Genomic DNA, 25436 nt, shown 5'->3' with positions numbered 1-25436 from the left:
AGAAAGGGGGGGTTGGTATATTGCAGGACTCAAAATAATTAATGCATAAAGTTAATCTATCCTAGAAACTAATAGTGCTCTTCTACTCTGGTACAAAATCCAATCAAAGGTTTCGTAACATCAACTTTATACTTCAAATACAAACGTTCATAGAATAATTATAAGGCGAGGCGAAGAGAAGTAATTTATATGGACTGGAGTAACTATTTCTACTTTATTAAGTTCGCCGCATGAGCCCGTATATCATCAATGCTTCAAGCGAAAGCACCACACAATACAGATACAACTATGGTTATTCCAAAACAGATATTGGATCCGAAAACTTAGGCTGCCCCTGATTAATGGAAATCTCAACTCGACGATTACGGCTGCGGCTTTTCACTTCATCGTCCTTATCTAACGGCGCAGTATCAGCTTTACCCACCACAGACATTCGACTTTCATCAAAACCATCTGCCATTATGAGTGCCTCGGCCACAGCTACGGCGCGTTGTGATGATAAGTCCCAGTTAGAACGATATAGTTCATTCGAAATTTGCTGGCTATCGCTGTGCCCAGTGACTTCAATTTGACCTGGAATGTCTGCTAACAACGCACCAATTTTACGTAAAATAGGCACAAATTGTGGTTGTAGAAACGCTGAGCCTGCTGAAAACGAACCGTTTTCTCGAATGCGAATGGTAAATTGTTGGCCTAAGGATTCCATCTCAATAGCCCCGTCAACAATTTGCTTTTCAAGCTGCTGAGCAACTTTTCGAGTAAGTTCAGCCACTTCCTCTTGACTAGCACTTTTGCTGGTACTTTTTGACTGTTGGTCAGTCGCTGTTTGTTGTGCTGCTCCACCTCGCTGCTCACCGGGTTGTTTCTGGCGACCACCAGCTGAGTCTTCATTACCCGCTTGAAACTCCAACATTTCCTGGGTCATGTCGATAGTTTGTTGTTGAATCGTTTCAATAGGCGTTGGCTCCGGGCGGCCAGGTCTAAACTCCATAGCGATAACACTGGTACCTTTAGGAATATCTTTGACCTCAATTTTATTTTGAACACCAAAAGCAAACTTCATAGAACCTGCGATTTGTTTAAATTTAAGTACATCCATCTCAGAAAAAGATAACAGCAAAACAAAAAAACACATCAATAGCGACATTAAATCAGCAAAAGTACCCATCCAAGCAGGTAGTCCTTCAGGTGGACACTTACGGCATTCATTTTCCATCTATTATTCTGCGTCTTCTGGTGTGTCACGTTTACTAGCGGCTAAATAGTTTTTGAGTATACCTTCAATAACTCTTGGATTTTGTCCATCGGCAATACCTATTATGCCGTCTAAAACTAAACTTTGATTTAGTTTTTCCTCTTCTGCACGATGGCCCAATTTAACAGATATAGGTAAACACACTAGGTTAGCTAGCATGGCCCCGTAAAGTGTAGTTAGTAATGCTACGGCCATAGCCGGGCCGATTGATTTTGGGTCATCCATATTTGATAACATAGCAACCAAACCAACTAAAGTTCCTATCATGCCCATAGCTGGAGCAACATCTCCTAATCCTTTGAAAATAGTTTTTCCAAATTCATGCCGCTCAGTGGTCATCGAAATATCTTTGCCAAGTGTTGCCCGAACCACTTCCACATCATGGCCATCAACCAACATATCAACACCCTTTTGCATAAAAGCGTTTTCGATTACTGCCTCTTCCAAAGCTAAAAAACCACCTTTTCGTGCGGCATCAGCCATTTCGACAATCTTTTCTATTTGTGACTCAGGGGTCTCAATTTTAAACATAAATGCTTTGCCAGCGATCTTGCCTGCCCCAAAAAACTGTCCAAAAGTATACTGGGATAAGACTACAAATAAGCTTCCACAAAATACAATCAAAATTGATGGTCCATTAACAAACGTGCCAAGCTCACCGCCTTGGATCATCGCCATAAGAACAAATCCGATAGCGCCAAGAATACCGATTATGGTTGCTAAATCCACATTGTGCTCCCAATAAATATAAGGTTTACTAACTAAAAAAAATTAACAGCGAATGTTGATATCGATATTCGATACTAATAAGGTAATAAAAACTGAATATAATAATTTATCATTTCGCTATTTTATCGACAATCCTAAATAATTCTACAGTAACCATTAAGGTTATTAATTAAAGGACAAACTTTTTTCATATAACGGACGTAGAAGTTGTTAATTATGTCCGCATCTTAAAAGTATTTGACCCCATTTTTTTGCTCAGGTAAGGTGCTTTCAAATCAGATATCAGCGAAGAGTAATATGACAGCTCGAAAAAAAACAGAATCACTTACCTTTGAGCAATCGATGCAGGAACTAGAAACATTGGTTACTAAAATGGAGCATGGTGACTTGCCTTTAGAAGATGCGTTGCAAAGCTTCGAACGTGGCATTCAATTAGCCAGACATAGTCAACAAAAATTAAAAGACGCTGAACAAAAGGTACAAGTTTTAACCAGTCAAAATGGTCAGCAAACTTTAGATGTATTTGAACCTGATAATTAATGAACCTAACCACTTTTCAACAGCATTGTCGCGATAAAGTTAATCAAACCCTTAGCCAAACCATTGATGCTTTGCCTGAAGATTCAGAAATGCTTAAACAAGCCATGAATTACGCACTATTGATAGGTGGCAAAAGAATGCGCCCTTTTTTAGTTTATGCCGTAGGCAGCATGCTTTCAGTCAAAGAAAAAAATCTTGATGGCCCTGCCGCAGCAATAGAAGCTATTCATGCATATTCACTTATCCATGATGATTTGCCCGCCATGGATGATGATAATCTAAGACGTGGACATCCTACTCTTCACATTCAATTTGATGAAGCCACCGCCATATTGGCCGGTGACGCCCTACAAACAATGGCATTTGAAATATTGTGTGATTACCCACTTTCAAAAGAACTGGTCGTAAAACGTATTGAATTAGTGAAAATTATTTGTCAAGCGTCTGGTTACAATGGCATGTGTGGTGGTCAAGCCATGGATTTAGCGGCAACTAATAAACAAATCAGTCAACAACAATTACAAGAATTGCATGGTAAAAAAACAGGTGCATTGATTCGCGCTTGTGTTGAGATGGCCATAACTTTATCAACAGATATTACCCCACATAATCGGCAACAATTAATGAATTTTGCTAAGACGATAGGTTTAGCGTTTCAAGTGCAGGATGATATTTTAGATGTCACAGGAGATTCTAAAGTCCTTGGAAAACCTCAAGGTTCTGACCAAGCGAAGAACAAAAGCACTTACCCTGCTATGTTAGGATTAGAGCAAGCGAAAGTTTATCTAAACGAACTTCATGAACAAGCGCTTCAAGCTTTGCGCGCTTTACCCTACAATACTCACATGTTGGTGTCTTTTACCGACTTTGTTATCCACCGTACTTACTAAATAAATATGTACGTGTGACTGGATAAAATAAAATTTAATTGGTTGATACCCCTTAATGACCCTAGATATTGCTTATTACCCTACCCTTGCTCAAGCTGATACACCAGAGCAGTTAAGAGAGTTATCACAAGATAAACTTCAACAGTTAAGTGTTGAGTTACGCCAATATTTGCTAACCAGCGTTAGCCAAAGTAGTGGCCATTTTGCCTCGGGTCTAGGCACAGTTGAACTGACAGTTGCTCTGCATTATGTTTATAACACCCCGTTTGATAGGCTGTTATGGGATGTAGGCCATCAAGCTTATCCACATAAAATTTTGACTGGTCGCCGAGAGCGTATGCCAACTATCCGTAAAAAAGGTGGTTTACATCCCTTCCCATGGCCACCAGAGAGCGAATATGACACTTTTGCAGTGGGCCATTCATCTACCTCCATTAGCGCAGCTTTAGGCATGGCTGTCGCCGCTGAAAAGGAAGCACTCGGCCGTAAAGTTGTGGCGGTAATCGGTGACGGCGCAATGACAGCAGGAATGGCATTTGAAGCATTGAACCATGGCGGCGACATCAGCAAAGATTTATTAGTAGTCTTAAACGACAACGAAATGTCGATATCTGAAAACGTTGGTGCACTGAATAGTCATTTAGCTAGGTTGTTAACGGGTAACTTTTTTAATTCTATACGAGACGGTGGAAAAAAGTTGCTCAGCAACGTCCCCCCTATAAAAGAATTTGCCAGCCGTGCTGAAGAACATATTAAAGGCATGGTAGTGCCCGGAACAATTTTTGAAGAGCTGGGTTTTAAATATATTGGTCCAATAGACGGCCATGATGTAAACGGCGTAGTTGATACTCTTCGTAACATGCGCAATATCAAAGGCCCTCAAATACTGCATGTAGTGACTAAAAAAGGTAAAGGTTACGAATCAGCAGAACAAGACCCAATTAAATTTCATGCAGTCCCTAAGTTCAATCCACAAGACCAAGCGTTACCAAAATCAGTACCCAGTAACCCCACTTTTTCAGCTATATTTGGCGAATGGTTGTGTGACATGGCAGCTGAAGACTCTAAATTAATGGCCGTCACGCCAGCTATGCGTGAAGGTTCTGGTATGGTTAAGTTTTCTCAACAGTTCCCTGCACAATATTTTGATGTGGCGATTGCTGAACAACATGCGGTCACCTTTGCTGCTGGTCTGGCTAAGGAAGGGCTGAATGCGGTAGTGGCTATTTATTCGACTTTCTTGCAACGTGCCTATGACCAACTGATTCATGATGTAGCAATCCAAAACCTACCGGTTTTATTTGCCATAGACCGTGCCGGACTAGTAGGAGCTGATGGCCCTACTCATCAGGGCGCTTTTGATATTTCATTTTTACGCTGTATCCCCAATATGGTGGTCATGGTGCCTGCTGATGAGAATGAATGCCGCCAAATGTTATTCACGGGACATAAATTACAAAAGCCAGCAGCTGTTAGATATCCAAGAGGTTCAGCTACTGGTGTAGTGCCTGAGAAACAAATGACTGCCCTTGAGTTAGGAAAAAGTCGCACCATCAGAACCGGTGAAAAGGTCGCGATTCTTAACTTTGGCATTTTATTGCCCTACGCCCAAGAAGCGGCAGAAAAAATCAATGCAACCATCATTGATATGCGTTTTGTTAAACCTTTAGATACCGACATTATTAACCAACTTGCAGCAACCCACGATTTGTTTGTGAGCATTGAAGACGGCGTTATTATAGGTGGTGCAGGCAGTGCAGTAGCTGAATTCTTAATATCTTCTAAACATAACAGTAAGTTATTACAACTAGGCCTTCCTGATGAATTTATTATGCAAGGTACACAGCAAGAGATGTATGTTGAACTGGGCTTAGATGCAGCAGGCATTTTGGGTAGTATTGAAGAATTTTATAAATAAATCAGTAGTTAACGGTCAATCAAAAGATAATCACTACAAAGTGCGCCGAGAACAAAGAGAAAAGGCGCACGAAAACAGACCAGTTTTGAGGAAACTCAGTCCTTGGGCTCATTCATATCCTGACATAAAAAACTAATGCAGGTTATTTCATACTGACCTCGAACATTCTTGAGCATATCGAAAAATTAAGCATGCGCAGACGCTTACTGTTATCCCGTGCGGCTTCAACTTGGCGATTTACCTACTACATTGAAGTAATAATGGCGGTCCTAGTTAAACTCGGCTTAAAAAAAGAGAAGCTTCACCCTAGCTAAATTAAAGAAATAGTTAGATAAAGGGCATTGTCATCCAGCGGCTTTTTCTGTCTACTTTTTTAGCTGCTGCAAAAAGGTGGTTGGAAGAAGGGATTCGTTTGAAAAATGCCATAAACGCTAGCATGCCTCACTGCATATGCTTTAAGTAGCAATATTAACAAGCTTCATCATTGGCAAGACATACATGTTAAATCACAAGGAGATGACTAAAGTTTGCAGCTCAGTTTAGGGCTGTAAAATTAAGTAAACTTTTTATATTATTCTGGGTTATGCCATTCTTTACGAACGTTACAAATATAAGGGTAGTAGGTGTTTACAAACCCTTGTGCATCGGAATCGAAAAATTGACCCGAAACATTTTCTTCACATAAATCTAATTCACGGCACAAAATTATTTACTCATAAAAAGTATAAAGTTGCGCTAACGCACCGTTTAACTTGTCTTCAGCAATCAATGTTAATATTTCATTATCGTATTTTGCTTGTAAGTATTTGGCTTTTAAGGACGGGTCTTGCAAAGTTTCAAATCGAAACCCCATATCAGTCAAGCTATCAGCAACTGCGATTGCATCATTACTGGAATTTTTTAAAGGTGCTGTCGCATAATTTTTATTGCCAATTACCAAAACGAAACGTTTAATGTTTTGGTCAGCAGCATAACTGTGTATGGATATGCTACTGAGGTAAAGACACAGTAAAAACCTAACCACTGACGTTTACCCTAGAAACTAGTTATCAAAAATAGAATATTGGTAATACGTACAATAGGCTGAAATAAGGATAATAAGCAATTTTTAGATCAACACATTTATCAAGAAATTGCAGTTATGTATTTAAAGAGACTGTTTTAGCAGACTATAACCACCCAAAAACTAAACATAAATGTAAACAAACTAAAGCAAACAACCCCGCCAATACATCGTCAATCATAATGCCAAATCCGCCGTGTACGTGTTTGTCTAGGTAACTGATTGGCCAAGGTTTAATAATGTCAAAAAAACGGAATAACAAAAATCCAGCGAGTAATGTTTGCCAGCTTAATGGAACTGCAAGCATAGTAATCAGCATACCTGCCAATTCATCCCAAACAATAGACGAGTCGTCATGCACACCCATGTCGTCTGCAGCTTTACCACATATCCAAATCCCCACGACGCTGCTCAGTATTGTGACTATCAAATAAATATTGAAACTGGAATAAAGAGATAACAGCACAACTAATGGCAGAGCAGCTAAAGTACCGAATGTGCCAGGCATTTTGGCAGCTAAACCACTGCCAAATCCTAATGCCAAGAAGTGCACAGGATTAAGCAAACTAACACGGCTACGTATTTGTTTATCCATTAATATGCCTCGTCTTGGTTGTAGTCATTAAAAATGTTCATAGCCTTTTGCATTATACTCATAGGGTTTATCAGCTAAGCGCAATTCCAACTTACCCACATTACCTGTTAGGTGCCCGATATAAGTTGCATGAACATTAGCATTGGCTAGCGTTGTTTCTAAATAGCCTTTTTGTTCTTCGCTCACCGTGAATAACAGCTCATAATCATCACCTGCACTCAAGGAGTAGTCAATAGCCTGACTATATGCAACAGATTCTTTCAAAGCTCGTGACATGGGCAATTTATCAACATGTATGGTTGCACCACATTGAGATGCTTTAAGGATATGTTTTATATCCGATACCAGACCATCAGAAATATCAATACAAGAACTGGCAATACGCCTTAAACTAGTCCCGACTAATAGCCTGGGAGTCGGGTAATTCAAACGATTAAGTAAAAAGCTTTGATGTGTCAGATCATCAAGCACATGTTTTTTTTGCGCAATATGTAGACCTAAACCTGCATCACCCAATGTACCAGTAACATATACTGAATCACCAGGTTTGGCTTTACTTCTGGTCAAAGCTTGCTCAAAAGGTACGAACCCTTGAGCCGTTATGGTTATCGATAAAGGGCCCTGAACTGTGTCACCACCAATTAGCTGCACAGAATAATAAATAGCAGACTCCTGAAGACCATTAGAAAACGCCTCCAACCAATCTGTATCAATTGTGGGTAAACTCAAAGATAAACTTATCCAAGCAGGCTCTGCACCCATGGCAGCTAGATCACTTAGATTAACCGCAATGGCTTTTTGTGCAATAGCGTGAGGAGGTGTATCAGCTAAGAAGTGCACACCACTTAACAGTGTATCGGTAGTAGTAACTAAAGCTTGGCCTTGGGGAATGCGAGTAACAGCACCATCATCGCCAATACCAATTATCACATCTTTACGTTGAATACTTTTTGCTTTAAAAAAGTCTTCAATTACATTAAATTCTTTCATTAATACTAACTTTATTTAAATCAGGTGAGAGAAAAGTTGACCATTCCTTACTTCAATACTTAGGACAACTCATCTTTACGCAGGGTCTTAATAGCCTTGTCTAACACGCCATTTACGAATTTATGGCTTTCTTCTGCACCAAAAGATTTAGCCAATTCGATAGCTTCATTAATGACAACCTTATAAGGTACGTCAATTCTACTAACAAGTTCGTAAGTCGCGATCCTGAGAATAGCTTTTTCAACTGGGTCTAGTTCTTCAGGAAGACGCCCAAGGTAAGGCTTAATTTTTTTATCTAGTTCAGCGCAGTCTTTTACAACTGCTCGCAATAGTTCCAGAAAATACTCAGCATCCACTTTCTTCATATCGTTACTAGTAACGGTATGAAGCTCTATTTGTTCAACAGGGTTTTTGCTCATCTGCCAAGAGTAAACAGCTTGTACCGCAAGTTCCCTGGCTAGACGGCGAGCTTTAGGTTTCACCTATTTGGCCTCTTCAATATTAGCGAGTACATTCACCATTTCTAGTGCACTAATTGCGGCTTCTGCACCTTTATTACCCGCTTTAGTTCCTGAACGTTCAATTGCTTGTTCTATACTGTCAGTAGTGATGACACCGAAAGAAATGGGGATCCCGTATTCAAGAGATACCTTAGCTAATCCACTGTTACACTCACCAGCGACAAATTCGAAGTGTGGTGTGCCACCACGAATAACTGCACCTAGAGCAATAATCGCATCATATTTGTTTTGTTCAGCAAGTTTTTTAGCAGTGATGGGTAACTCGTATGCTCCCGGCACACGAACCAAAGTAATGTCTTGTTCATTGACTTCGCCATGCCTTTCAAGCGCATCTAGGGCTCCGTCAACTAAGCTTTCAACAACAAAACTGTTAAAACGAGATACGACAAGAGCAAACTTTTTGCCTGTTGCACGAATGTTACCTTCAATAATATTCATCTAAAAACCTTACTATAAAAATCGGCGCGTAGTTTAGCACAACCGTAATGGGAAACACTGTGAATTTTGCGTCTTAGATCTCGACATATTCAACCACTTCTAATCCATAACCAGACAAAGCATGATACTTTTTAGGTTTACTCATCAAACGCATTTTTTTAACACCCAAACTAGCTAAAATTTGACTGCCTATGCCCACAGTTCTTGATGAGCCAGTCCACGGAGCATTAGCAGGTTTTTCACCCTTATCTTCAGCTTCAAATTGTTTGACTTGGGTCAGCAAGTCTTCATCTTTGCCTAGCAAAACTAAAATACCACCATGATCAGCAATATACTTAATCGCTTGTGGCAAACCCATACTTCGAGAAATGGCTCGTTGGGAGCCCAACAAATCACTAAAACTGTTTAGCAAATGCACCCTGACCAAAGCAGGAACATCGCTATCGATTTCACCTTTGCACATGGCAAAATGTACTTGGTTATCGATTACATCTTTGTATGTAATTAAATCAAACTCGCCGTATTCTGTTGGAAGCTTGCACTTCGCTACTTGTTGAATGGTGGTTTCGTTCAAATTTCGATATTCAATTAAATCGGCAATAGTGCCAATCTTCATGTCATGTTTGGCTGCGAAAACTTCTAGCTCTGGGCGTCTAGCCATACTGCCATCTTCGTTGAGTATCTCAACAATGACTGATGCAGGCTCACAACCTGCTAATCGCGCCAAGTCTATCCCCGCTTCTGTGTGCCCCGCGCGGTTTAAAACCCCACCCTCTTTACCAATTAACGGAAAAATATGTCCTGGTTGCACTATGTTGCTTGCATTTGCATCCTTTGATACGGCTGCCAAAATAGTTTTGGCTCTGTCTGAAGCCGAAATACCTGTGGTAACCCCTTCTGCCGCCTCAATCGAAACAGTAAAGTTAGTAGAAAACTGAGCACTATTATCGTCTACCATCAAAGGTAACTTAAGCGCTCGACAACGCTCAGCAGTCATTGGTAAACAAACTAGGCCACGAGCATGAGTCACCATAAAGTTAATTGCTTCAGGAGTAACATGTTCAGCGGCCATGATTAGGTCGCCTTCGTTTTCTCTGTCTTCATCGTCCATTAAGATAACCATTTTACCTTGGCGGATGTCTTCGATTATCTCTTTGCTGCTATTTAATGGCATATTTTTTACTTCTTTTAAATTTTTTATTAGAGGCCTCGGTTTCGCCTTTAAAACGAACCATTTCTGGTGAACTTTATTTTACCTCAAATAGCCACTTTCTGCTAAAAAGGCCATACTGATAATTTTTCTACCGTCACTTGCCAACAAACATAATATCTCAATAAATGGTTTTATAGTTAGGCTAATACATCAATAATTAAACCAATGATCTAATCATTAAAAAGTGCAGTCATTCTTATGTCGTCACCCACTTGCCGTATGTCCGTCCAATTGAGGTTAATAACCTGGTCCATCATTTCAATCTGCATCGTATCAAAAAGATCTTGACCTGCAGACCCTATAAGTTTTGGCGCTTGATATAAAATTAATTCATCAATGAGTTTATTTTGTAACAACGCACCCGCAAGTTTCGCACCCGCTTCAACCCAAATTTGATTTAACTGCATCTCACCTAACTTACTCATCACTTTTTCTAGATCTAATTTATTTCCATTAAAAGGTGGTTGCCATTGGCTAACATGCTGTTCAAATTGATGCTGACTAGATTTTCCATTAACAAGCAAAACGCTTCCGGCGAGGTTATGATCAAAATTTTGTAAACAATTTAACGAAGTTGGTAACTGGTTACGTCCATCTAACAAGACACGTAAAGGTTGACGTAAGTCTTTTTGTGCCAGCACATCAGAACTTAAGTTAAGCTCAGAGTAGCGCACATTAAGCATCGGGTTGTCCGCGATGACTGTGCCAGAACCTGATAAAATAGCGCAACTTTTTGCTCGGTGTCTCTGCACATCTTGCCTTGCAAGCGGACCAGTGATCCATTGACTTAAACCATTTCCTAAAGCCGTTTTACCATCCAAACTTGCCGCCAATTTAACCGTCACCCAGGGTTTACCTGTTCGCATGCGTTTAATAAAACCACGATTAAGTTGTTCAGCTGAAGTTTGCAACAAACCATGTTCCGTTTTGATGCCTACTTTATTTAATTTTTCTAAACCACTTCCAGATACCAAAGGATTGGGATCAACCATAGCAGCCACTACTCTAGTAACACCCGATGCAATCAACAAATCTGCACAAGGCCCAGTTTTACCGTAATGACTACACGGTTCTAATGTCACGTAGGCGGTTGCTCCTTTTGCATAATAACCCGCTTGTTCTAACGCGTGAACCTCTGCGTGGGCAGTACCCGATTTTTTATGCCAACCCTCACCTACAATGACACCTTTGTCATTACTAATAACACAGCCCACATTTGGATTAGGAGCAGTAGTAAACACGCCACGTTTAGCTAATTGAATAGCCCTGGCCATCATTTGATGATCTGTCTTAGAAAATTCTGTCACATGCTACCAATAATAAAAAACAAATAAAAAACAAATAAAAGTAATAACTAGAATAAAATCTAGTCACTCATCCGCGCGATCTCTTCACCAAATTCACGAATATCTTCAAATGAACGATACACAGATGCAAAACGCACGTAAGCAACCTTATCGAGTACTTTCAATGCATCCATAATCAGATTCCCTAGGAACTCACTACTGACTTCGCGCTCACCTGTTGCACGTAAAGAAGATTTAAGACGACTAATACACAGCTCCACTTGTTCTGTGCTAACAGGTCGCTTTTCTAACGCACGTTGCAAACCTGCTCGGAGTTTATCTTCATTGAAAGGTTCACGGGATCCATCACGCTTGACTATCCGAGGCATCACCAATTCTGCCATTTCAAAGGTAGTAAAACGTTCTTTACATACCGTGCACTCTCTTCTGCGTCTTACTTGGCTGCCATCAGCCACCAGACGAGAATCGATTACTTTAGTTTCTTGTACAGAACAAAATGGACAAAACATAAATAATTTCGATTTAGGATAGTTAATACACTAAATTAACAAAATTCCACTGCGAGTCATACTATAAGCAATAAAAAGCAACAAAAAAGCCGACTTTAGCCGGCTTTTCTATATCAATTTAGCAATAACTTATGCGTAGACAGGAAATTGCTCACACAAACTGACCACTTCACTTTTCACACGTTTGATCACAGACTCATCATTAATGTTGTCTAACACATCACAAATCCAATTTGCCACTTGCTTGGCTTGTTCTTCTTTAAAACCACGGCGAGTGATCGCTGGAGAGCCCAGACGTAAACCACTAGTGACAAAAGGAGAGCGCGGATCGTTAGGCACTGAATTTTTGTTCACTGTGATATTGGCATTACTTAGTGCAGCGTCTGCATCCTTACCTGAATAATCTTTACCAATTAAATCTAATAAAAACAAATGGTTAACTGTGCCACCAGAAACAACTTTATGGCCACGTTGTTGTATCACCGCAGCCATCGCTTTAGCGTTAAGTAACACTTGCTGTTGATAAACTTTAAACTCTGGCTCTAAAGCTTCTTTAAAAGCAACGGCTTTGGCAGCGATTACATGACATAAAGGGCCACCTTGATTGCCGGGAAATACTGAGCTGTTCAATCTTTTGTAAATGGCTTCATCACCGCAAGCTGATAAAATTAAACCGCCACGAGGTCCTGCTAATGTTTTGTGAGTAGTGGTAGTCACAACATGGGCGTGAGGTAGCGGACTTGGATAGACACCAGCAGCAACCAAACCTGCAACATGAGCCATATCCACTAGCAGATAAGCACCTACTTTATCCGCGATTTCACGGAATTTCTGCCAATCAACGATACCTGAATAAGCGGAAAAGCCTGCAATGATCATCTTAGGATTATGCTCAACAGCTAGTGCTTCGACTTGTACCATATCAATTTCGCCGGTTTCAGGATGCAATCCGTATTGAACAGCATTATATGTTTTACCTGAAAAATTAACGTGTGAACCATGAGTCAAATGGCCTCCGTGGGCAAGACTCATACCTAGGACTGTATCACCTGCATTAATCAAAGCCATAAATACAGCAGTGTTGGCTTGTGAGCCAGCATGGGGTTGCACGTTTGCATAGTCACAACCAAATAGCTGTTTGGCCCTTTCAATCGCTAAATCTTCGGCGATATCTACGAACTCGCAACCCCCGTAATAACGTTTGTGTGGATAACCCTCTGCATATTTATTGGTCAACTGAGAGCCCTGAGCCTCTAAAACACGCGGACTGCAATAGTTTTCAGAAGCAATCAGCTCAATATGATGCTCCTGACGTTGGTTTTCATCTTGAATTGCTTGAAACAATTCTGGGTCAAAATCAGCAATATTCATATCACGTGTTAGCATCTCTTTTCCTCAAAAGCGGCGGTAATTAAAATTGGGGTAAACACACCCTAAATAAACAGCGAGTAGTTTAATTATTTTGAACAATTTGTATAGTGGTATTGTGGTATGAGAAACAACCAAAAGTTGTAACGCTTTATGCACATAACACTTCCATTGATTAACTTGCTTCAATGGAGTTTGGAAAACGCACACCAATTTGTTCACGAATATTATCCATCACATCCAGTACTCCTATGGTATCGCTGTGTGACATCACATCACTGCACTGCATATTTTTCTCGATACATTGCATACTTTCCTCAATTTGATACTCAAACCCATTGACAGGATGGGGTATGTCTAACCTTTTTATCAGCTTGTCATCACAATATATATCGGCTGTATCAGTATTCCAAAAACATGCTGCTAAATTTACGTAGCCCTGAGTTCCTACAATTTTCATAGTATTGCTTGTTTGTGAAAACATAGAACAAGTAAATTGAGCATAACGTCCAGAAGGATACTGCATATTCGCTAATACGTGGCTGTCAACATTTTGATCAGTTAATTGTCCCATAGCGAGGATTTTATCAGGGTGTTCCTGAAGAAAGAACTGACTAACGGTAATACTATAAATACCTAAATCCAGTAATGAACCACCAGCAAGTTCAGCTTTAAGCAAGCGACTCTTTTCTTTGTTCTGAAATGCAAAACCGATATCTGATTGAATGTATTGAATATCACCTATTATACCTTCTTTTAGTAATTGTCTAAGTTGTGATAAACAAGGCATAAAACGGCTCCATAACGCTTCCTGTAACAACAAATTATAACGTTGGGCTATTGCGACTAATTTTTTCATTTGCTCGGCATTTACCGTACAAGGTTTCTCAACTAATACATGTTTACCTGCTTCCAAGCACAGTTTTGCTTGTTGGTAATGAAAGTTGTGAGGGGTAGCAATATAAATAATGTCAATATCGGGATCTGTTAACATTTGTTCGTAATCTGAGTAAATCTTTTCAATGTGATAAGTATTGGCAAATTGGGTGGCACGCTCTTTTGAACGACTGGCCACTGCTAATATTTTACCCTTTTTTGACGATGCAATTGCTTTTGCAAATGTATTGGCAATATTTCCAGGACCAATGATACCCCAATTAAAACTTTGCATATTTTACCTTATTAACAACACAGTATTTAAAAATACTACGATAGCCAAACACAAATCACATCAATTATTAATAAAAAGTCAAACTTAATAAAACACAATACCTTTTACCCTGCTCTTCACTGAATTACACTACGCCCAACTTAACTCAAAAAAGACAGTTATGGCTCAATACGTTTACAGCATGCTTCGTGTCGGTAAAGTGGTTCCACCCGGCAAACATATCTTAAAAAATATTTCCCTTAGCTTTTTCCCAGGAGCCAAAATTGGTGTTTTGGGTTTGAACGGTTCTGGTAAATCCACATTGCTAAAAATTATGGCTGGCATAGATACCGATATTGAAGGTGAAGCTATTCCACAGACAGGGTTAAAAATAGGTTATTTGCCCCAAGAACCTCAATTGGACGAAAGCAAAGACGTGCGAGGTAACGTTGAAGAAGCGGTAGCTGATGTAGCACATGCCCTCAAACGTATAGATGAAGTATATGCTGCCTATGCTGAAGAGAACGCTGACTTTGATGCGCTAGCGAAAGAGCAAGGTGAACTTGAAGCGCTTATTCAAAGTAAAGATGGTCATAATCTTGAAAATGCTTTAGAACGTGCAGCCGATGCTCTACGCCTGCCGCCTTGGGATGCTGACGTCAGCAAATTATCAGGGGGTGAACGCCGCCGAGTTGCTTTATGTAAGTTGCTGCTCGAAAAACCCGAAATGTTACTTCTCGATGAACCAACTAACCATTTGGATGCTGAGTCAGTGGCTTGGTTAGAACGTTTCTTACATGATTATGAAGGCACAGTGGTAGCGATTACCCACGACAGATACTTCCTTGATAATGTGGCTGGCTGGATCCTTGAGCTTGACCGTGGCCAAGGAATTCCTTGGGAAGGTAACTACTCATCTTGGTTAGAACAAAAAGATGCACGTCTAGAGAAAGAAGAAAAAACCGAGAGCGCCCGACAAAGATCCATTAAAACTGAGCTAGAGTGGGTGCGTTCAAACGCAAAAGGTCGCCAATCAAAAAGCAAAGCGCGTATGGCTAGGTTTGAGGAGCTCAATACAGGCGATTATCAAAAACGCAATGAAACCAATGAGTTATTTATCCCACCTGGCGAACGTTTAGGCGATAAAGTGTTTGAGGTAACGGGCCTCAAAAAATCCTATGGCGATCGACTATTAATTGACGACCTCACGTTCAAAATGCCCAAAGGTGCCATAGTGGGAATAGTCGGCCCTAACGGAGCAGGTAAATCCACCTTATTTAAGATGCTCAGCGGCGACGAGCAACCCGATGCCGGTAAAATTGATGTGGGTGAATCAGTACACTTGGCCAGCGTCGATCAGTTCCGCGACCAAACGAACGGTGACAACACGGTTTATAAAGAAATTTCTGATGATTCAGAGATTATCCGTATTGGAAACTTCGAGCTAAATAGCCGCGCATACTGTGGGCGTTTCAATTTTAAAGGTGCAGATCAACAAAAGTTTATGAAAAACTTATCTGGTGGTGAACGCAACCGTGTGCATTTAGCCAAATTATTAAAAGCGGGCGGCAACGTGTTGCTTCTCGATGAACCCACCAATGACTTGGATGTTGAAACGTTACGCGCCCTAGAAAATGCAATTTTGGAATTTCCAGGTTGTGCCATGGTTATTTCACATGACAGGTGGTTCTTAGACAGAATAGCCACACACATAATGGATTACCGCGACGAAGGAAAGATAAACTTTTACGAAGGCAACTACACCGAATATGCCGCATGGTTGAAGGCAACTTATGGAACAGATGTGGTTGAACCCCATAGGTTGAAGTATAAGAAGATCAGTAAGTAAATAAGGATGAGTACCCATAAAAAGGCGCATACCGCGCATTTTTACGGGTACTGCTCACAATAGTGGGCATTTCCCATTCTTGAAACACGTCTCCAAACCATCCATGTTTGGACAAGCTTTGACGATGCAAGCGACTGAGTGGCTTTGACTGCATTGCCACTATCTTGAAAAACACCGTTATTACATATGTTATGTGTGAAAAAACACCATTGGCTTCGACATCATTGACTTCGACATCATTGAATCGATAAGCAAAAATATTTAAAGCAGAATTGATTCAGTTAATATTGAATTTGTGAAAATATATTAAATCAAGTGAGGGGTGTTTGAGATACTCACCTTGCTCTATCCAACTACCTCTGAACTGCATCTTGTTTAGGCTACAACCAGTAAAAAAGGTTCAACACAATGGTTTGTGCGAACAACTTGAGTTCAATAAGCCCTCAAAAAAACATTTAATTTGTTTCAAAACACCTGTTCCAGCAAATGTCTGTTCGTCAGCCTCGCTAAGCATACCTGACGAACAAGGTTTTGGATAAAATTTATATAACCACTTAAAATTGTAAAATTAAGACTCACCAACGGCATTAATTTTTCCCATCAAGTGATGGTGATCTCGACGCCATTATCACCGTGAAATCCGCCATATTCTTCGCAACACACGTCATTTTCGTAATCGGTGTTTGACGCATCTGGGTCAAATGCAAAATAGCAATTTGCGACATCTGCGTCATCCTCAACTTCATTATTTCCTTTGCTTTGTTGTTCTTCAACCCAACATCCATGAATTCCAACGGTGCTACCTGCGACCAATATAAAGGCCCCGTTAGTTGCAAACATACCGCCACAGTCTAAACCGATACCCTTTATTTTTGTATTTTCGCCCGTGGTAATGTACGTGTCTGCAAAAATAGTACCTATGAGAGTCGAGTTTGCCCCAATGGTTGTATAGCTGCCGGCATTAAAAACAATAGTGCTGCCTGGTGCTGCATCATGAACCTCTACTATCAAGTTCGCACCAAAGCTTGTATATGTATCAGTGTTGATAAACCACTTATCAGGCTTTTCTGACTCATAGCCCGTGCCTCTAAACGTAAGGGTTATGCCTGCAGTCGTCGTAAGAGCCGATGCATGATAGACCCCTGGCACGAATTCTCTGCTACTATTGATCGTTGTGGCGAGTTCGTTGTAAGTTGGTACAATTTTATCGGCTAGCTCTTTTTGTTTCTGAGTTAATGCGGCTTTCTTAGTTGCTACTGGGCCATCGGCCTCGTTAGTAAAATTCTTAAGGTTGGTTGTGTCCAGATATTCAGAACCCACGATTGCATTCATGCCGTACGATATAATAGTTCCAGGAGTAGCATCACCTGTCACCGCTGCGTTCAAGCCAAGCACAATGGGGCCAGTGAATGCCCGAACATTACTCAATGGTTCACCTATACCATCCATATCATCTATACCAACTTGTGCATGGGCGCCAAGAGTAACTGAAGTTTTGGCCGTTGCATTGCCACCAACCGATGCACCTGCGCCAAGCTTGGCATCGCCACCAGATTTAAGATCACCTGAGATCTGGGACTCCGCGCCAATGAATACTGTAGTTCTGGCGGAAAGATTGCCCCTAACTGAAGAAACAGCACCGATCGTTGCGGCCTCACCGGCCGTAATATCGCCACTGACGAAGCCATCCTTGTCAAGCGTAACAGCAGCGCCGGCCAAAAGGTTGCCATGAAGTTCTGCTGCTTCACCAAGGGTGGTCGCAGCAACTGACTGAATATTGCCAAAGACGTTTGAATGCGCCCCCATTGTAGTAGCCGCACCAGAATAAACTATCGGGGAAAATTCGGCTTTTTCGGATAAAATCATCTCACAATTTCCCTTGGACTCCCATTCGTTTACCTCACCGAAAGCGATGCTGCTCATCAACATCGATGTGCAAAATATAAGCAGTGCGCTATAACGAATTATTCCACTTTGATTCATCGTAACATTTCCCATTGAAACTCCTGTGTATCGACATTATTTATCTGCAGTTAAGATTAAGATGTCTTAACCAAGCCGTTTTATTCAGCTTCTTTGGTTGCAATAAGACACCAAAGCGATTGATAGAAAAATCTAAGTGGCAATACATAAGTATATAAACCTATAACTTATGTTAAATAATGTGAGCTTACTGGTAATAGCTTCACAGATAATTTAGGTTAAGTGATCGCAAAAAATCACAGGACCCAAACTCAGTGGTTTGAATTAGCAGACAATATATTACAGCGTTGAAAAGTCATAAAAATAAACCTACAAATGCTAAGAATATGAAAAAAAATATATATTCATCCCTACATACTGACGAGAAAAGTGTGTTGATATGTAAATACTTAATCGGATAATACAACGACTGATTAGTTGTTTATTCGAATTATTTTTGGTGGGTCTCTCGTGGTGGATCTGCTCTCTCAGAATCAGCAATATCAGCTAAAGTAGCGGTAGAACTAACAAACAGTCCGTTTTTTAACTTAAAATACACGCGGTGTCGGTTCAAATTTAAATGACATCTACACTGAAAATAATTATTGCAGCCGTTTTAACTACAAAGGCAAAGTATTGCTTTTGAATGAGCCAAACAATACCCATTTTTTCATAGTCATCTGCATTATGTTCAAGATAAATTGTAAAACAAATGACCTCAGTAAAAGTGTTGAAGATTTTCAATGACGTCTAGGTTGATTATCAAAACACCCCATCACATTAAAACAGCTCAATGATGTGATATAATTGACGCCACAGAACCACACGTTTGCCAAACTAAATATTAGTAACATTCAGTCAATTACAAAGCGCCAAGAGCTTCCGTCAAACTCGACACGCCAATAATTTCAATTCCTGCTGTGCGCTGCTTTGGAACATTAGCTTTTGGGACAATAGCTCGTTTAAACCCATGTTTAGCGGCTTCACTAATTCTTTCTGAACCGTTCGGCACAGGTCTAATTTCGCCTGCCAAACCTACTTCACCAAAAGCAATCAGTTGTTTATCTAACACTTTATTTTGAAAACTAGACACTATAGCTAGTAATAACGCTAAATCTGCACTGGTTTCATTTACTTTTACCCCGCCCACCACGTTCGCAAACACGTCTTGATCGTTCATTTGTACATTGCCATGCCTGTGCAACACTGCTAATAACATTGCTAATCGGTTTTGATCCAACCCTACTGCCACACGACGTGGGTTAGCCATTTGTGAATAGTCCACCAGAGCTTGAATTTCTACTAGCAATGGACGAGACCCTTCCCAAACCACCATAACAATACTGCCAGGTGATTGCTGATCGTCTCGACTAAGAAAAATAGCAGAGGGGTTGCTCACTTCTTTTAGACCTTTTTCGGTCATAGCAAATACTCCCAACTCATTCACAGCGCCAAATCGGTTTTTTTGGCTTCTTAAAGTCCGGTAGCGACTATCACTTTCACCTTCAAGCATCATTGAACAGTCAATACAATGCTCCAATACCTTAGGTCCTGCCAAACTACCATCTTTAGTGACATGTCCAACTAAAAACATAGCAATGTGATGCTGTTTGGCAAACCGAGTCAAATATGCTGCACTTTCGCGCACTTGCGACACACTCCCCGGTGCCGACTGAACATCCGGTACTTGCATCACTTGAATAGAGTCAATCACCATAAGCTCTGGCTTATGTTGTAAAGCAAGATCACAAATAACTTCAATGTTAGTTTCAGCCAGCAATTTGAGTTTGTCGTTAGGTAAACCAAGACGCTGTGCGCGCATAGCAACTTGTTGCAGGGACTCCTCTCCTGTTACGTAAAGTGCGTTTCTATTGCTTGCCATTTGACACATAACCTGAAGCAGCATAGTACTTTTACCCGCACCAGGAGAACCGCCGATCAGAATGGCAGAACCCGGAACAATGCCCCCCCCCAATACTCGGTCAAGTTCTTTATAACCTGATGCAAATCTAGGTAGAGCTTGCAAGTCTATGCTGGCTAAAGATTCAACTTTGGCCTGAGTCTGACCTGAATAACCGCCCGAACTGCGGCCGTTTGAAATGTTTGTTGAAGACACCATAAACTCAGTGATAGTGTTCCATGCATTGCAGTCGTTGCACTGCCCTTGCCAGCGAGGGTATTCAGCTCCACAATCAGAGCACACGTAAGCAGTTTTGCGTTTAGCCATATTATTAGTTATCTTATAAAGTTGTGTATTTTAAAATTGTTGTGTATTTTTAAGTTGAATTTAACTGCGCGATTTCATATATTCATATTAATGAACAATGTTGATTCATCATATATTTAACATTTCTGTCGATAACAATAAATAATACGTTAATACCCCAAGTCCCATATCAATAATGCTGAGCTAACCTTGAATTCATGAGCCAAGATTTAAAAGAATACCACGACATCATTGAAGAACTTAAGCCTATGATTAATGAGCCTGAGTTTAATCAAATATTGAATCAAGTTGCTGCAACAATTTCAAAGCAAAAACGTTTTTTGTTAAAAATGGAGTTAATGCGTCTAGCTCGTCCGTGTATCCGTTTAATTGACTTGCGTGGTTTAGTTGATGGCGATTGTCAGTTATATGAACATCAAGGCAAAGATCATTATTTGGACGAACTCGCATCTGAAACGTTTGAAACCCAGATCAGGATTTTTGGTGAATACACTACTGGCGTTTATGAGGCAGTCACAAATACCGAAAATAACTTTCGGGTCAGACATAAAAAAGAGCAGCAAGACACACTCGCTGTACTTGAACTAAAAACTGAAAGTTTCCAAGCTTCGCTGTTTCATTTTGGTGCCTGTGCACAAAGAAGAGAAGAGAGGATGAACTTTTCGGTGAACATAGAAATGTTTACTGAAATGAATAAAAGCATTGAAGCTACCACTATTGATGTGTCGATAAGCGGGCTTAAAGTTAAAGTCAGTAAAAAATACTGGTTCAAACCTGAAGAACAGCTTACGGTCCAATTTCGTGGTTTAGAGAAAGAATATACTCTCGATAAATATCAATCCGTCGCTTACACTATTATTAATGTCGAACAATTCAATAATGAGCAAAGACTAAGCCTCAGACGTCAATTTAATGTAAGTCTCCCATCTTTTGACAAATTTTTTGAACGTTTTATTCATGGTAATAAACGCCGCTACAAAGTCAATTTAGACAATACAATTTCTGCTATTCAAAATAAAACCTACGAGCAATATTACATTCCTAATTTTGCTTCAATTCCAGTTTTCATTGAACAAGTAGAGAACCATTATGTTCCTAAATATGCCTTAGCTAATGACTGCAATAAACAAGAAATTCAATATTGGGAAAATGAACTACAAGACTCGAAAATTGGCTATTTGTTAACGCAAGAACGAATAAAACAAGGACTTTCCCTTGAAAACGGTCAACAAGAGATATTCATTTATATATTTAATTATATTAAAAATGAAAAAGTTTATTTTTACTCAGCCACATACGCAGAGTTAGTTGCCCAGCCTAATCTGAAAGAATTATTTTTAGGTTATGGCTCACGCCAATTAAGTTGGCGGATTTACAAGTTACAGTTTACACAAGTAAACCCAGCACAAAGTTATCGCCCATTATCGATTGCTAACTCGGTTAACGACAAATTCAAAATAAAAAATAAAAAGCCATCGCCACGTTTGATGTCACGATTAAAAAATATTAGTCATGTCGCCTTACTCACCAATATAACTGACGATCTAAGTACAGAAAACTATCAAAAATTTACAATACAACGTGAACTGTTGTCAGAACTAAAAGTATTTGGTCACCCACGAAATAAGCCACCCGCTGTAATCAATGTTTATCGATTCAAATATTTTAATCAGCGCAAAGAGACCCGTTTTTTGTTGCATACCGCAGTACAAGTCAGCATCGGTGATATGGTATTAAAAGGGCATACAATAGATATTTCAACTCAAGGTTTGAAAATAGAATTAGATAATTTTCTTCCTAAAACAGGCATATCCAGAATGTTGCTGAGCTTCCCACAGCTTCAATCAGTCACTTCAAAATTCGATTTATCGGGGTTACCTTATGACCTCAGAAATGTATCAAAAGACGGACACGTGCTTCATTTGCAAAGCCTTTTCACTGAGAATAACAATATCGCTAAACATTTTTTTGAAGCATTAATAAAATCAAACCATTCAAAACTGAAAACTTACCACGACGACGAAGAAGTGCCAGGCATAGGCGAAGCATTGCGTAACATTTATTCTCATAACATCATCAACGTGGCGTACTTTTTACGCAAGGACAGCGACGACTATATACCTGATGCGGTGGCGACTTCATATTTAAACAGCAGATTAACACAATTATTGCACTTTCAAGCGAAACCTGGCCAGCTTAACTTATACCCGCTTTATCGAAATGCTAAGCTGTATCTTGAATTTATTAATCATACTATGGACAAATTAAAACCTAATATTCTCCCTAATATGCGTGAATTATTTGTTGCTTTTGACCCCAGTAAAGAAGTAATACACGATGCTATAAAGAGTTATTTTACTGAACAGTTTACTCAACCTGAGCAACGCAGAAAGTTTATAACGGAGGCTTTACAAAATGGACAGTTCATTGCTGTAAAAGTATTTCTAGGACGTACCGGCAGACCCGACTTTGAGACCATGCAGTTAGAAATTAACTACGTGAGCTCATACGCAATGCACAAAGCGAAGCTACTTGAAGAAGAACTTTGGAATGTATCAGCAATGGGAGATCTTGTTGATGTAACTGACGAAGTATTAAGATGTTTTAAGTTTCCAGAAAGTAAAATACTTTTAAATCACAAATATCCAACGACGTATAGAAAAAATCAGGCTAGAGTCGATCAAAACTAAATACCTGACATGTAAAAACGCCCACTTGTGCAAAGGTTTGACTTGCACCCTGTCCAACAATTATTGGCCATCACTTGTTAAACCTGCCCTGCTTTTAGCACCCATAATAAAGAGTCTAAGTCACCACGGCGAATAGCTATATCAGCTTGCTGCCGCACGATGGGTTTTGCATGACATGCTACGCCTAACGCAGCGGCATTCATCATAATCAAATCATTGGCGCCATCACCCATCGCGATGGTCTGGCTTGGCAAAATAGACCATTCATCGGCTAAACGTTTAAGAGTTTGTGCTTTGACACCGGCATCAACAATCATGCCTTGTACTTCGCCTGTCAGCTTTTTGTCTTGTATTGCTAAACCATTAGCCACGACGGCATCAAGATTAAGTCTGTCTTGTAAATAATCAGCAAAATAACTAAAACCACCTGAGGCAATGGCGACTTTCCAATCGTAAGATTTTAATATTTTTACCAGGTTCATCACACCAGGCATAAGAGGTAAAGCATCGCGTACTTGTTGTAAAATTGATTCATCAGCACCAGCTAAGCAAGCGACACGAGTGCGTAAACTTTGAGCAAAATCCAATTTCCCCTGCATTGCCTGTGAAGTGACTGTTGATACTTGTTCACCAACACCAGCAAGGACGGCTATTTCATCAATACATTCAACTGCAATCACGGTGCTGTCCATGTCCATTAGTAACAAGCCTTGCTTGGTCAAAGAAGGGGTTTTATCAACCAAACATAGCTCAACACAAAAACGCTTTGCCACATTTTCTAATTGCTCATTCAGATTATCTTGAGCTTTGAGCACAACATGAGCACAAATAGCAAAATCACTGACACCGTCAACTTTAATCACTCTATAAAAATTCACATCTAAATAATCGGCTAATGCTTGAGTCGTTTGGGACAATTGCTGCAGGTGTATACCCTGCGTAAAAATAACTAACTTATGTATATGTGGTTGAACAGAAGATGAAATAGACCCAGAGGATAATGCGTATTGATCAACTAATGTTTTTATGCAGCACAAGGTGTCACCAACCAAAGTAAAGTCACTTAGATCTTGTTGGCAAATCAAGTCACTTAAATACAAATGAGATAACAAATTTTTAGTCGTAATTTTTAATTTAAACACTATTGTATAATCATAATAACCATAATGGACACATGTTATCCAATGACATAACAGAATGCTATTGAGCTGTTATGCTTGTTTAAATTAAGTTAAGACATGTTTATATATTAAATAAGCGATGAGATTAAGCAATCATGAGTATAATCAAGCTTTTGCAGACAAAATACACGGTTCGTTTATGAACATTAGTATGCAACCTATTGGTAATATCAGCACACCTTACAAAGAAAAGTTTGGCATACCTCGTCAACCTGGATTGGTCAAAAATGCGGCAGGAAAAATCACCTTTTTTGAAGCATTTAACGACCCTAACTATCTGCGTGGTATAGAGCAGTTTAGTCATCTATGGTTGTTGTTTTACTTCCATCAAACAGCAGATAAAGGCCATTCACCATTGGTTCGCCCACCTCGTTTGGGAGGCAATCAGAAACTTGGTATATTTGCCACACGGAGTACTTTCAGACCTAACAGTATTGGTATGTCTGTGGTCGAATTTGGGGCAGTGAGTTATCAAAATAAGCAACTCTGCCTTACTGTCAAAGGTATAGATTTATTAGACGGCACACCTATATTAGATATTAAACCCTACGTGCCTTACGCGGATAATATTTCGCAAGCAATCGGAGGCATGGCACAACATAGTCCAGAATTGATGTCAGTCACTTTTACCAAACTAGCTATTGAACAATTAAAAAAACTTGAGCAGCATTATCCAAAATTGGAGGCACTTATCCGAGAAGTACTGGGTCAAGACCCTCGACCTGCTTATCACAAAGGATCTCGCACAGACAAGATCTACGGTATTGCCTTATATGATCTTAATATACAATGGCAAATTGTTGGCCAGCAAAATATGGTGCTGGCAATTGTATAATTGATCTTAAAATAGTCATCTTAATGTGGGCATCAACGATATTTAATAGTAAAAATTGTTCTACCCAACTGAATATATCTTTTAAGCCTGCATCAAACTCGCGAGCAATTCGAAAAGCGGTTTCTAGGGAAGGTGAGTATCGCCCTTGTTCAATAGCTGCCAACGTTTGTCTTGTGACCCCACTAAATTACCTGACTCATATTCTG

At 39.9% G+C, this 25436-nt stretch carries 23 protein-coding genes; 6 read left to right on the top strand and 17 right to left on the bottom strand.

Annotated features, from left to right (window positions below; all coding sequences use genetic code 11):
* Positions 1-292: 292 nt before the first annotated feature.
* Both QZ562_RS09445 and pomA read right to left on the bottom strand, forming a co-directional pair.
* Positions 293-1216 carry a flagellar motor protein MotB gene (locus QZ562_RS09445; protein WP_293759377.1) on the bottom strand — a complete coding sequence of 308 codons (924 nt, stop codon included), beginning with the start codon at positions 1214-1216 and terminating at the stop codon, positions 293-295.
* Between the two features lie 3 nt (positions 1217-1219).
* Complete coding sequence (pomA, locus tag QZ562_RS09440) at positions 1220-1984, bottom strand: flagellar motor protein PomA (RefSeq protein ID WP_293759376.1); 765 nt, start codon at positions 1982-1984, stop codon at positions 1220-1222.
* Between the two features lie 297 nt (positions 1985-2281).
* Between pomA and xseB the strand changes: the two genes are divergently transcribed.
* Genes xseB through dxs form a run of 3 tightly spaced genes read left to right on the top strand, consistent with a single transcriptional unit; the run spans position 2282 to position 5332 of the window.
* On the top strand, positions 2282-2524 hold the full coding sequence (gene xseB, locus QZ562_RS09435) for an exodeoxyribonuclease VII small subunit (protein WP_293759375.1): 243 nt from the start codon (positions 2282-2284) through the stop codon (positions 2522-2524).
* Positions 2524-3414, top strand: a complete 891-nt coding sequence (gene ispA, locus QZ562_RS09430; protein ID WP_293759374.1) for a (2E,6E)-farnesyl diphosphate synthase — start codon at positions 2524-2526, stop codon at positions 3412-3414. The genes xseB and ispA overlap by 1 nt, the downstream gene beginning before the upstream one ends.
* Positions 3415-3469: 55 nt before the next feature.
* Complete coding sequence (gene dxs / locus QZ562_RS09425; RefSeq protein ID WP_293759373.1) at positions 3470-5332, top strand: 1-deoxy-D-xylulose-5-phosphate synthase; 1863 nt, start codon at positions 3470-3472, stop codon at positions 5330-5332.
* Positions 5333-6041: 709 nt separating this feature from the next.
* Here the strand turns inward: dxs and QZ562_RS09420 are convergent.
* The 10 genes from QZ562_RS09420 to QZ562_RS09375 all read right to left on the bottom strand — a co-directional run bounded on the left by QZ562_RS09420 (position 6042) and on the right by QZ562_RS09375 (position 14507).
* Positions 6042-6356, bottom strand: a complete 315-nt coding sequence (locus QZ562_RS09420) for a caspase family protein (protein ID WP_293759372.1) — start codon at positions 6354-6356, stop codon at positions 6042-6044.
* 145 nt (positions 6357-6501) lie between these two features.
* The gene (locus QZ562_RS09415) at positions 6502-6990 is read right to left on the bottom strand and encodes a phosphatidylglycerophosphatase A (RefSeq protein WP_293759371.1); all 489 of its coding nucleotides are present in this window, start codon (positions 6988-6990) and stop codon (positions 6502-6504) included.
* Between the two features lie 27 nt (positions 6991-7017).
* Complete coding sequence (gene thiL, locus QZ562_RS09410) at positions 7018-7980, bottom strand: thiamine-phosphate kinase (protein WP_293759370.1); 963 nt, start codon at positions 7978-7980, stop codon at positions 7018-7020.
* A 59-nt stretch (positions 7981-8039) separates the two neighbouring features.
* On the bottom strand, positions 8040-8462 hold the full coding sequence (nusB, locus tag QZ562_RS09405) for a transcription antitermination factor NusB (RefSeq protein WP_293759369.1): 423 nt from the start codon (positions 8460-8462) through the stop codon (positions 8040-8042).
* Positions 8463-8939 carry a 6,7-dimethyl-8-ribityllumazine synthase gene (gene ribE / locus QZ562_RS09400; protein ID WP_293759368.1) on the bottom strand — a complete coding sequence of 159 codons (477 nt, stop codon included), beginning with the start codon at positions 8937-8939 and terminating at the stop codon, positions 8463-8465.
* Between the two features lie 73 nt (positions 8940-9012).
* A complete protein-coding gene (ribBA, locus tag QZ562_RS09395) occupies positions 9013-10113 on the bottom strand; it encodes a bifunctional 3,4-dihydroxy-2-butanone-4-phosphate synthase/GTP cyclohydrolase II (RefSeq protein ID WP_293759367.1) in 1101 nt (366 codons plus the stop codon).
* Positions 10114-10322: 209 nt separating this feature from the next.
* A complete protein-coding gene (ribD, locus tag QZ562_RS09390) occupies positions 10323-11459 on the bottom strand; it encodes a bifunctional diaminohydroxyphosphoribosylaminopyrimidine deaminase/5-amino-6-(5-phosphoribosylamino)uracil reductase RibD (protein ID WP_293759366.1) in 1137 nt (378 codons plus the stop codon).
* Positions 11460-11518: 59 nt separating this feature from the next.
* Positions 11519-11968, bottom strand: a complete 450-nt coding sequence (gene nrdR / locus QZ562_RS09385) for a transcriptional regulator NrdR (protein ID WP_293759365.1) — start codon at positions 11966-11968, stop codon at positions 11519-11521.
* A 129-nt stretch (positions 11969-12097) separates the two neighbouring features.
* Positions 12098-13354, bottom strand: coding sequence for a serine hydroxymethyltransferase (gene glyA / locus QZ562_RS09380; protein WP_293759364.1), 1257 nt, complete (start codon positions 13352-13354; stop codon positions 12098-12100).
* 157 nt (positions 13355-13511) lie between these two features.
* Positions 13512-14507 carry a Gfo/Idh/MocA family oxidoreductase gene (locus QZ562_RS09375; protein WP_293759363.1) on the bottom strand — a complete coding sequence of 332 codons (996 nt, stop codon included), beginning with the start codon at positions 14505-14507 and terminating at the stop codon, positions 13512-13514.
* A gap of 160 nt (positions 14508-14667) precedes the next feature.
* On the opposite strand from QZ562_RS09375, the gene ettA reads away from it, so the two are divergent.
* Complete coding sequence (gene ettA, locus QZ562_RS09370) at positions 14668-16335, top strand: energy-dependent translational throttle protein EttA (RefSeq protein WP_293759362.1); 1668 nt, start codon at positions 14668-14670, stop codon at positions 16333-16335.
* Here the strand turns inward: ettA and QZ562_RS09365 are convergent.
* The 3 genes from QZ562_RS09365 to radA form a co-directional block, all read right to left on the bottom strand.
* Positions 16325-16489 (bottom strand): hypothetical protein, encoded by a 165-nt coding sequence (locus QZ562_RS09365; RefSeq protein ID WP_293759361.1) that lies wholly within the window; start codon positions 16487-16489, stop codon positions 16325-16327. The genes ettA and QZ562_RS09365 overlap by 11 nt on opposite strands.
* A gap of 446 nt (positions 16490-16935) precedes the next feature.
* Positions 16936-18333: an ice-binding family protein gene (locus tag QZ562_RS09360; protein ID WP_293759360.1), complete on the bottom strand. Its 1398-nt coding sequence runs from the start codon at positions 18331-18333 to the stop codon at positions 16936-16938.
* A gap of 826 nt (positions 18334-19159) precedes the next feature.
* Positions 19160-20524, bottom strand: coding sequence for a DNA repair protein RadA (radA, locus tag QZ562_RS09355; RefSeq protein ID WP_293759359.1), 1365 nt, complete (start codon positions 20522-20524; stop codon positions 19160-19162).
* Positions 20525-20721: 197 nt separating this feature from the next.
* Here radA and QZ562_RS09350 point away from each other — a divergent pair, with 197 nt between their 5' ends.
* Positions 20722-23214 carry a PilZ domain-containing protein gene (locus tag QZ562_RS09350; protein ID WP_293759358.1) on the top strand — a complete coding sequence of 831 codons (2493 nt, stop codon included), beginning with the start codon at positions 20722-20724 and terminating at the stop codon, positions 23212-23214.
* A gap of 77 nt (positions 23215-23291) precedes the next feature.
* Here QZ562_RS09350 and serB read toward each other — a convergent pair whose 3' ends face one another.
* Positions 23292-24356 (bottom strand): phosphoserine phosphatase SerB, encoded by a 1065-nt coding sequence (serB, locus tag QZ562_RS09345; RefSeq protein WP_293759357.1) that lies wholly within the window; start codon positions 24354-24356, stop codon positions 23292-23294.
* 178 nt (positions 24357-24534) lie between these two features.
* Between serB and tsaA the strand changes: the two genes are divergently transcribed.
* Positions 24535-25230: a tRNA (N6-threonylcarbamoyladenosine(37)-N6)-methyltransferase TrmO gene (gene tsaA / locus QZ562_RS09340; protein ID WP_293759356.1), complete on the top strand. Its 696-nt coding sequence runs from the start codon at positions 24535-24537 to the stop codon at positions 25228-25230.
* Here the strand turns inward: tsaA and QZ562_RS09335 are convergent.
* Positions 25175-25393 carry a hypothetical protein gene (locus QZ562_RS09335; protein ID WP_293759355.1) on the bottom strand — a complete coding sequence of 73 codons (219 nt, stop codon included), beginning with the start codon at positions 25391-25393 and terminating at the stop codon, positions 25175-25177. The two genes, tsaA and QZ562_RS09335, sit on opposite strands and share 56 nt — an antisense overlap.
* Positions 25394-25436 lie beyond the last annotated feature (43 nt).

The organism is uncultured Paraglaciecola sp., assembly GCF_913058035.1.
Classification (GTDB): domain Bacteria; phylum Pseudomonadota; class Gammaproteobacteria; order Enterobacterales; family Alteromonadaceae; genus Paraglaciecola.
The sequence above is the reverse complement of the archived record's forward strand: the minus strand, read 5'-3'. Positions and strand labels throughout refer to the sequence as shown.

What these genes read in the sequence shown, in the direction of transcription:
- radA (WP_293759359.1), bottom strand. Translation starts at nt 20,524, where the DNA reads ATGGCTAAACGCAAAACTGCTTACGTGTGCTCTGATTGTGGAGCTGAA.
- ribBA (WP_293759367.1), bottom strand. Translation starts at nt 10,113, where the DNA reads ATGCCATTAAATAGCAGCAAAGAGATAATCGAAGACATCCGCCAAGGT.
- nrdR (WP_293759365.1), bottom strand. Translation starts at nt 11,968, where the DNA reads ATGTTTTGTCCATTTTGTTCTGTACAAGAAACTAAAGTAATCGATTCT.
- xseB (WP_293759375.1), top strand. Translation starts at nt 2,282, where the DNA reads ATGACAGCTCGAAAAAAAACAGAATCACTTACCTTTGAGCAATCGATG.
- QZ562_RS09375 (WP_293759363.1), bottom strand. Translation starts at nt 14,507, where the DNA reads ATGCAAAGTTTTAATTGGGGTATCATTGGTCCTGGAAATATTGCCAAT.
- glyA (WP_293759364.1), bottom strand. Translation starts at nt 13,354, where the DNA reads ATGCTAACACGTGATATGAATATTGCTGATTTTGACCCAGAATTGTTT.
- QZ562_RS09350 (WP_293759358.1), top strand. Translation starts at nt 20,722, where the DNA reads ATGAGCCAAGATTTAAAAGAATACCACGACATCATTGAAGAACTTAAG.
- QZ562_RS09360 (WP_293759360.1), bottom strand. Translation starts at nt 18,333, where the DNA reads ATGGGAAATGTTACGATGAATCAAAGTGGAATAATTCGTTATAGCGCA.
- dxs (WP_293759373.1), top strand. Translation starts at nt 3,470, where the DNA reads ATGACCCTAGATATTGCTTATTACCCTACCCTTGCTCAAGCTGATACA.
- ettA (WP_293759362.1), top strand. Translation starts at nt 14,668, where the DNA reads ATGGCTCAATACGTTTACAGCATGCTTCGTGTCGGTAAAGTGGTTCCA.
- ispA (WP_293759374.1), top strand. Translation starts at nt 2,524, where the DNA reads ATGAACCTAACCACTTTTCAACAGCATTGTCGCGATAAAGTTAATCAA.
- tsaA (WP_293759356.1), top strand. Translation starts at nt 24,535, where the DNA reads ATGAACATTAGTATGCAACCTATTGGTAATATCAGCACACCTTACAAA.
- thiL (WP_293759370.1), bottom strand. Translation starts at nt 7,980, where the DNA reads ATGAAAGAATTTAATGTAATTGAAGACTTTTTTAAAGCAAAAAGTATT.
- ribE (WP_293759368.1), bottom strand. Translation starts at nt 8,939, where the DNA reads ATGAATATTATTGAAGGTAACATTCGTGCAACAGGCAAAAAGTTTGCT.
- QZ562_RS09415 (WP_293759371.1), bottom strand. Translation starts at nt 6,990, where the DNA reads ATGGATAAACAAATACGTAGCCGTGTTAGTTTGCTTAATCCTGTGCAC.
- QZ562_RS09445 (WP_293759377.1), bottom strand. Translation starts at nt 1,216, where the DNA reads ATGGAAAATGAATGCCGTAAGTGTCCACCTGAAGGACTACCTGCTTGG.
- QZ562_RS09365 (WP_293759361.1), bottom strand. Translation starts at nt 16,489, where the DNA reads ATGCAGTCAAAGCCACTCAGTCGCTTGCATCGTCAAAGCTTGTCCAAA.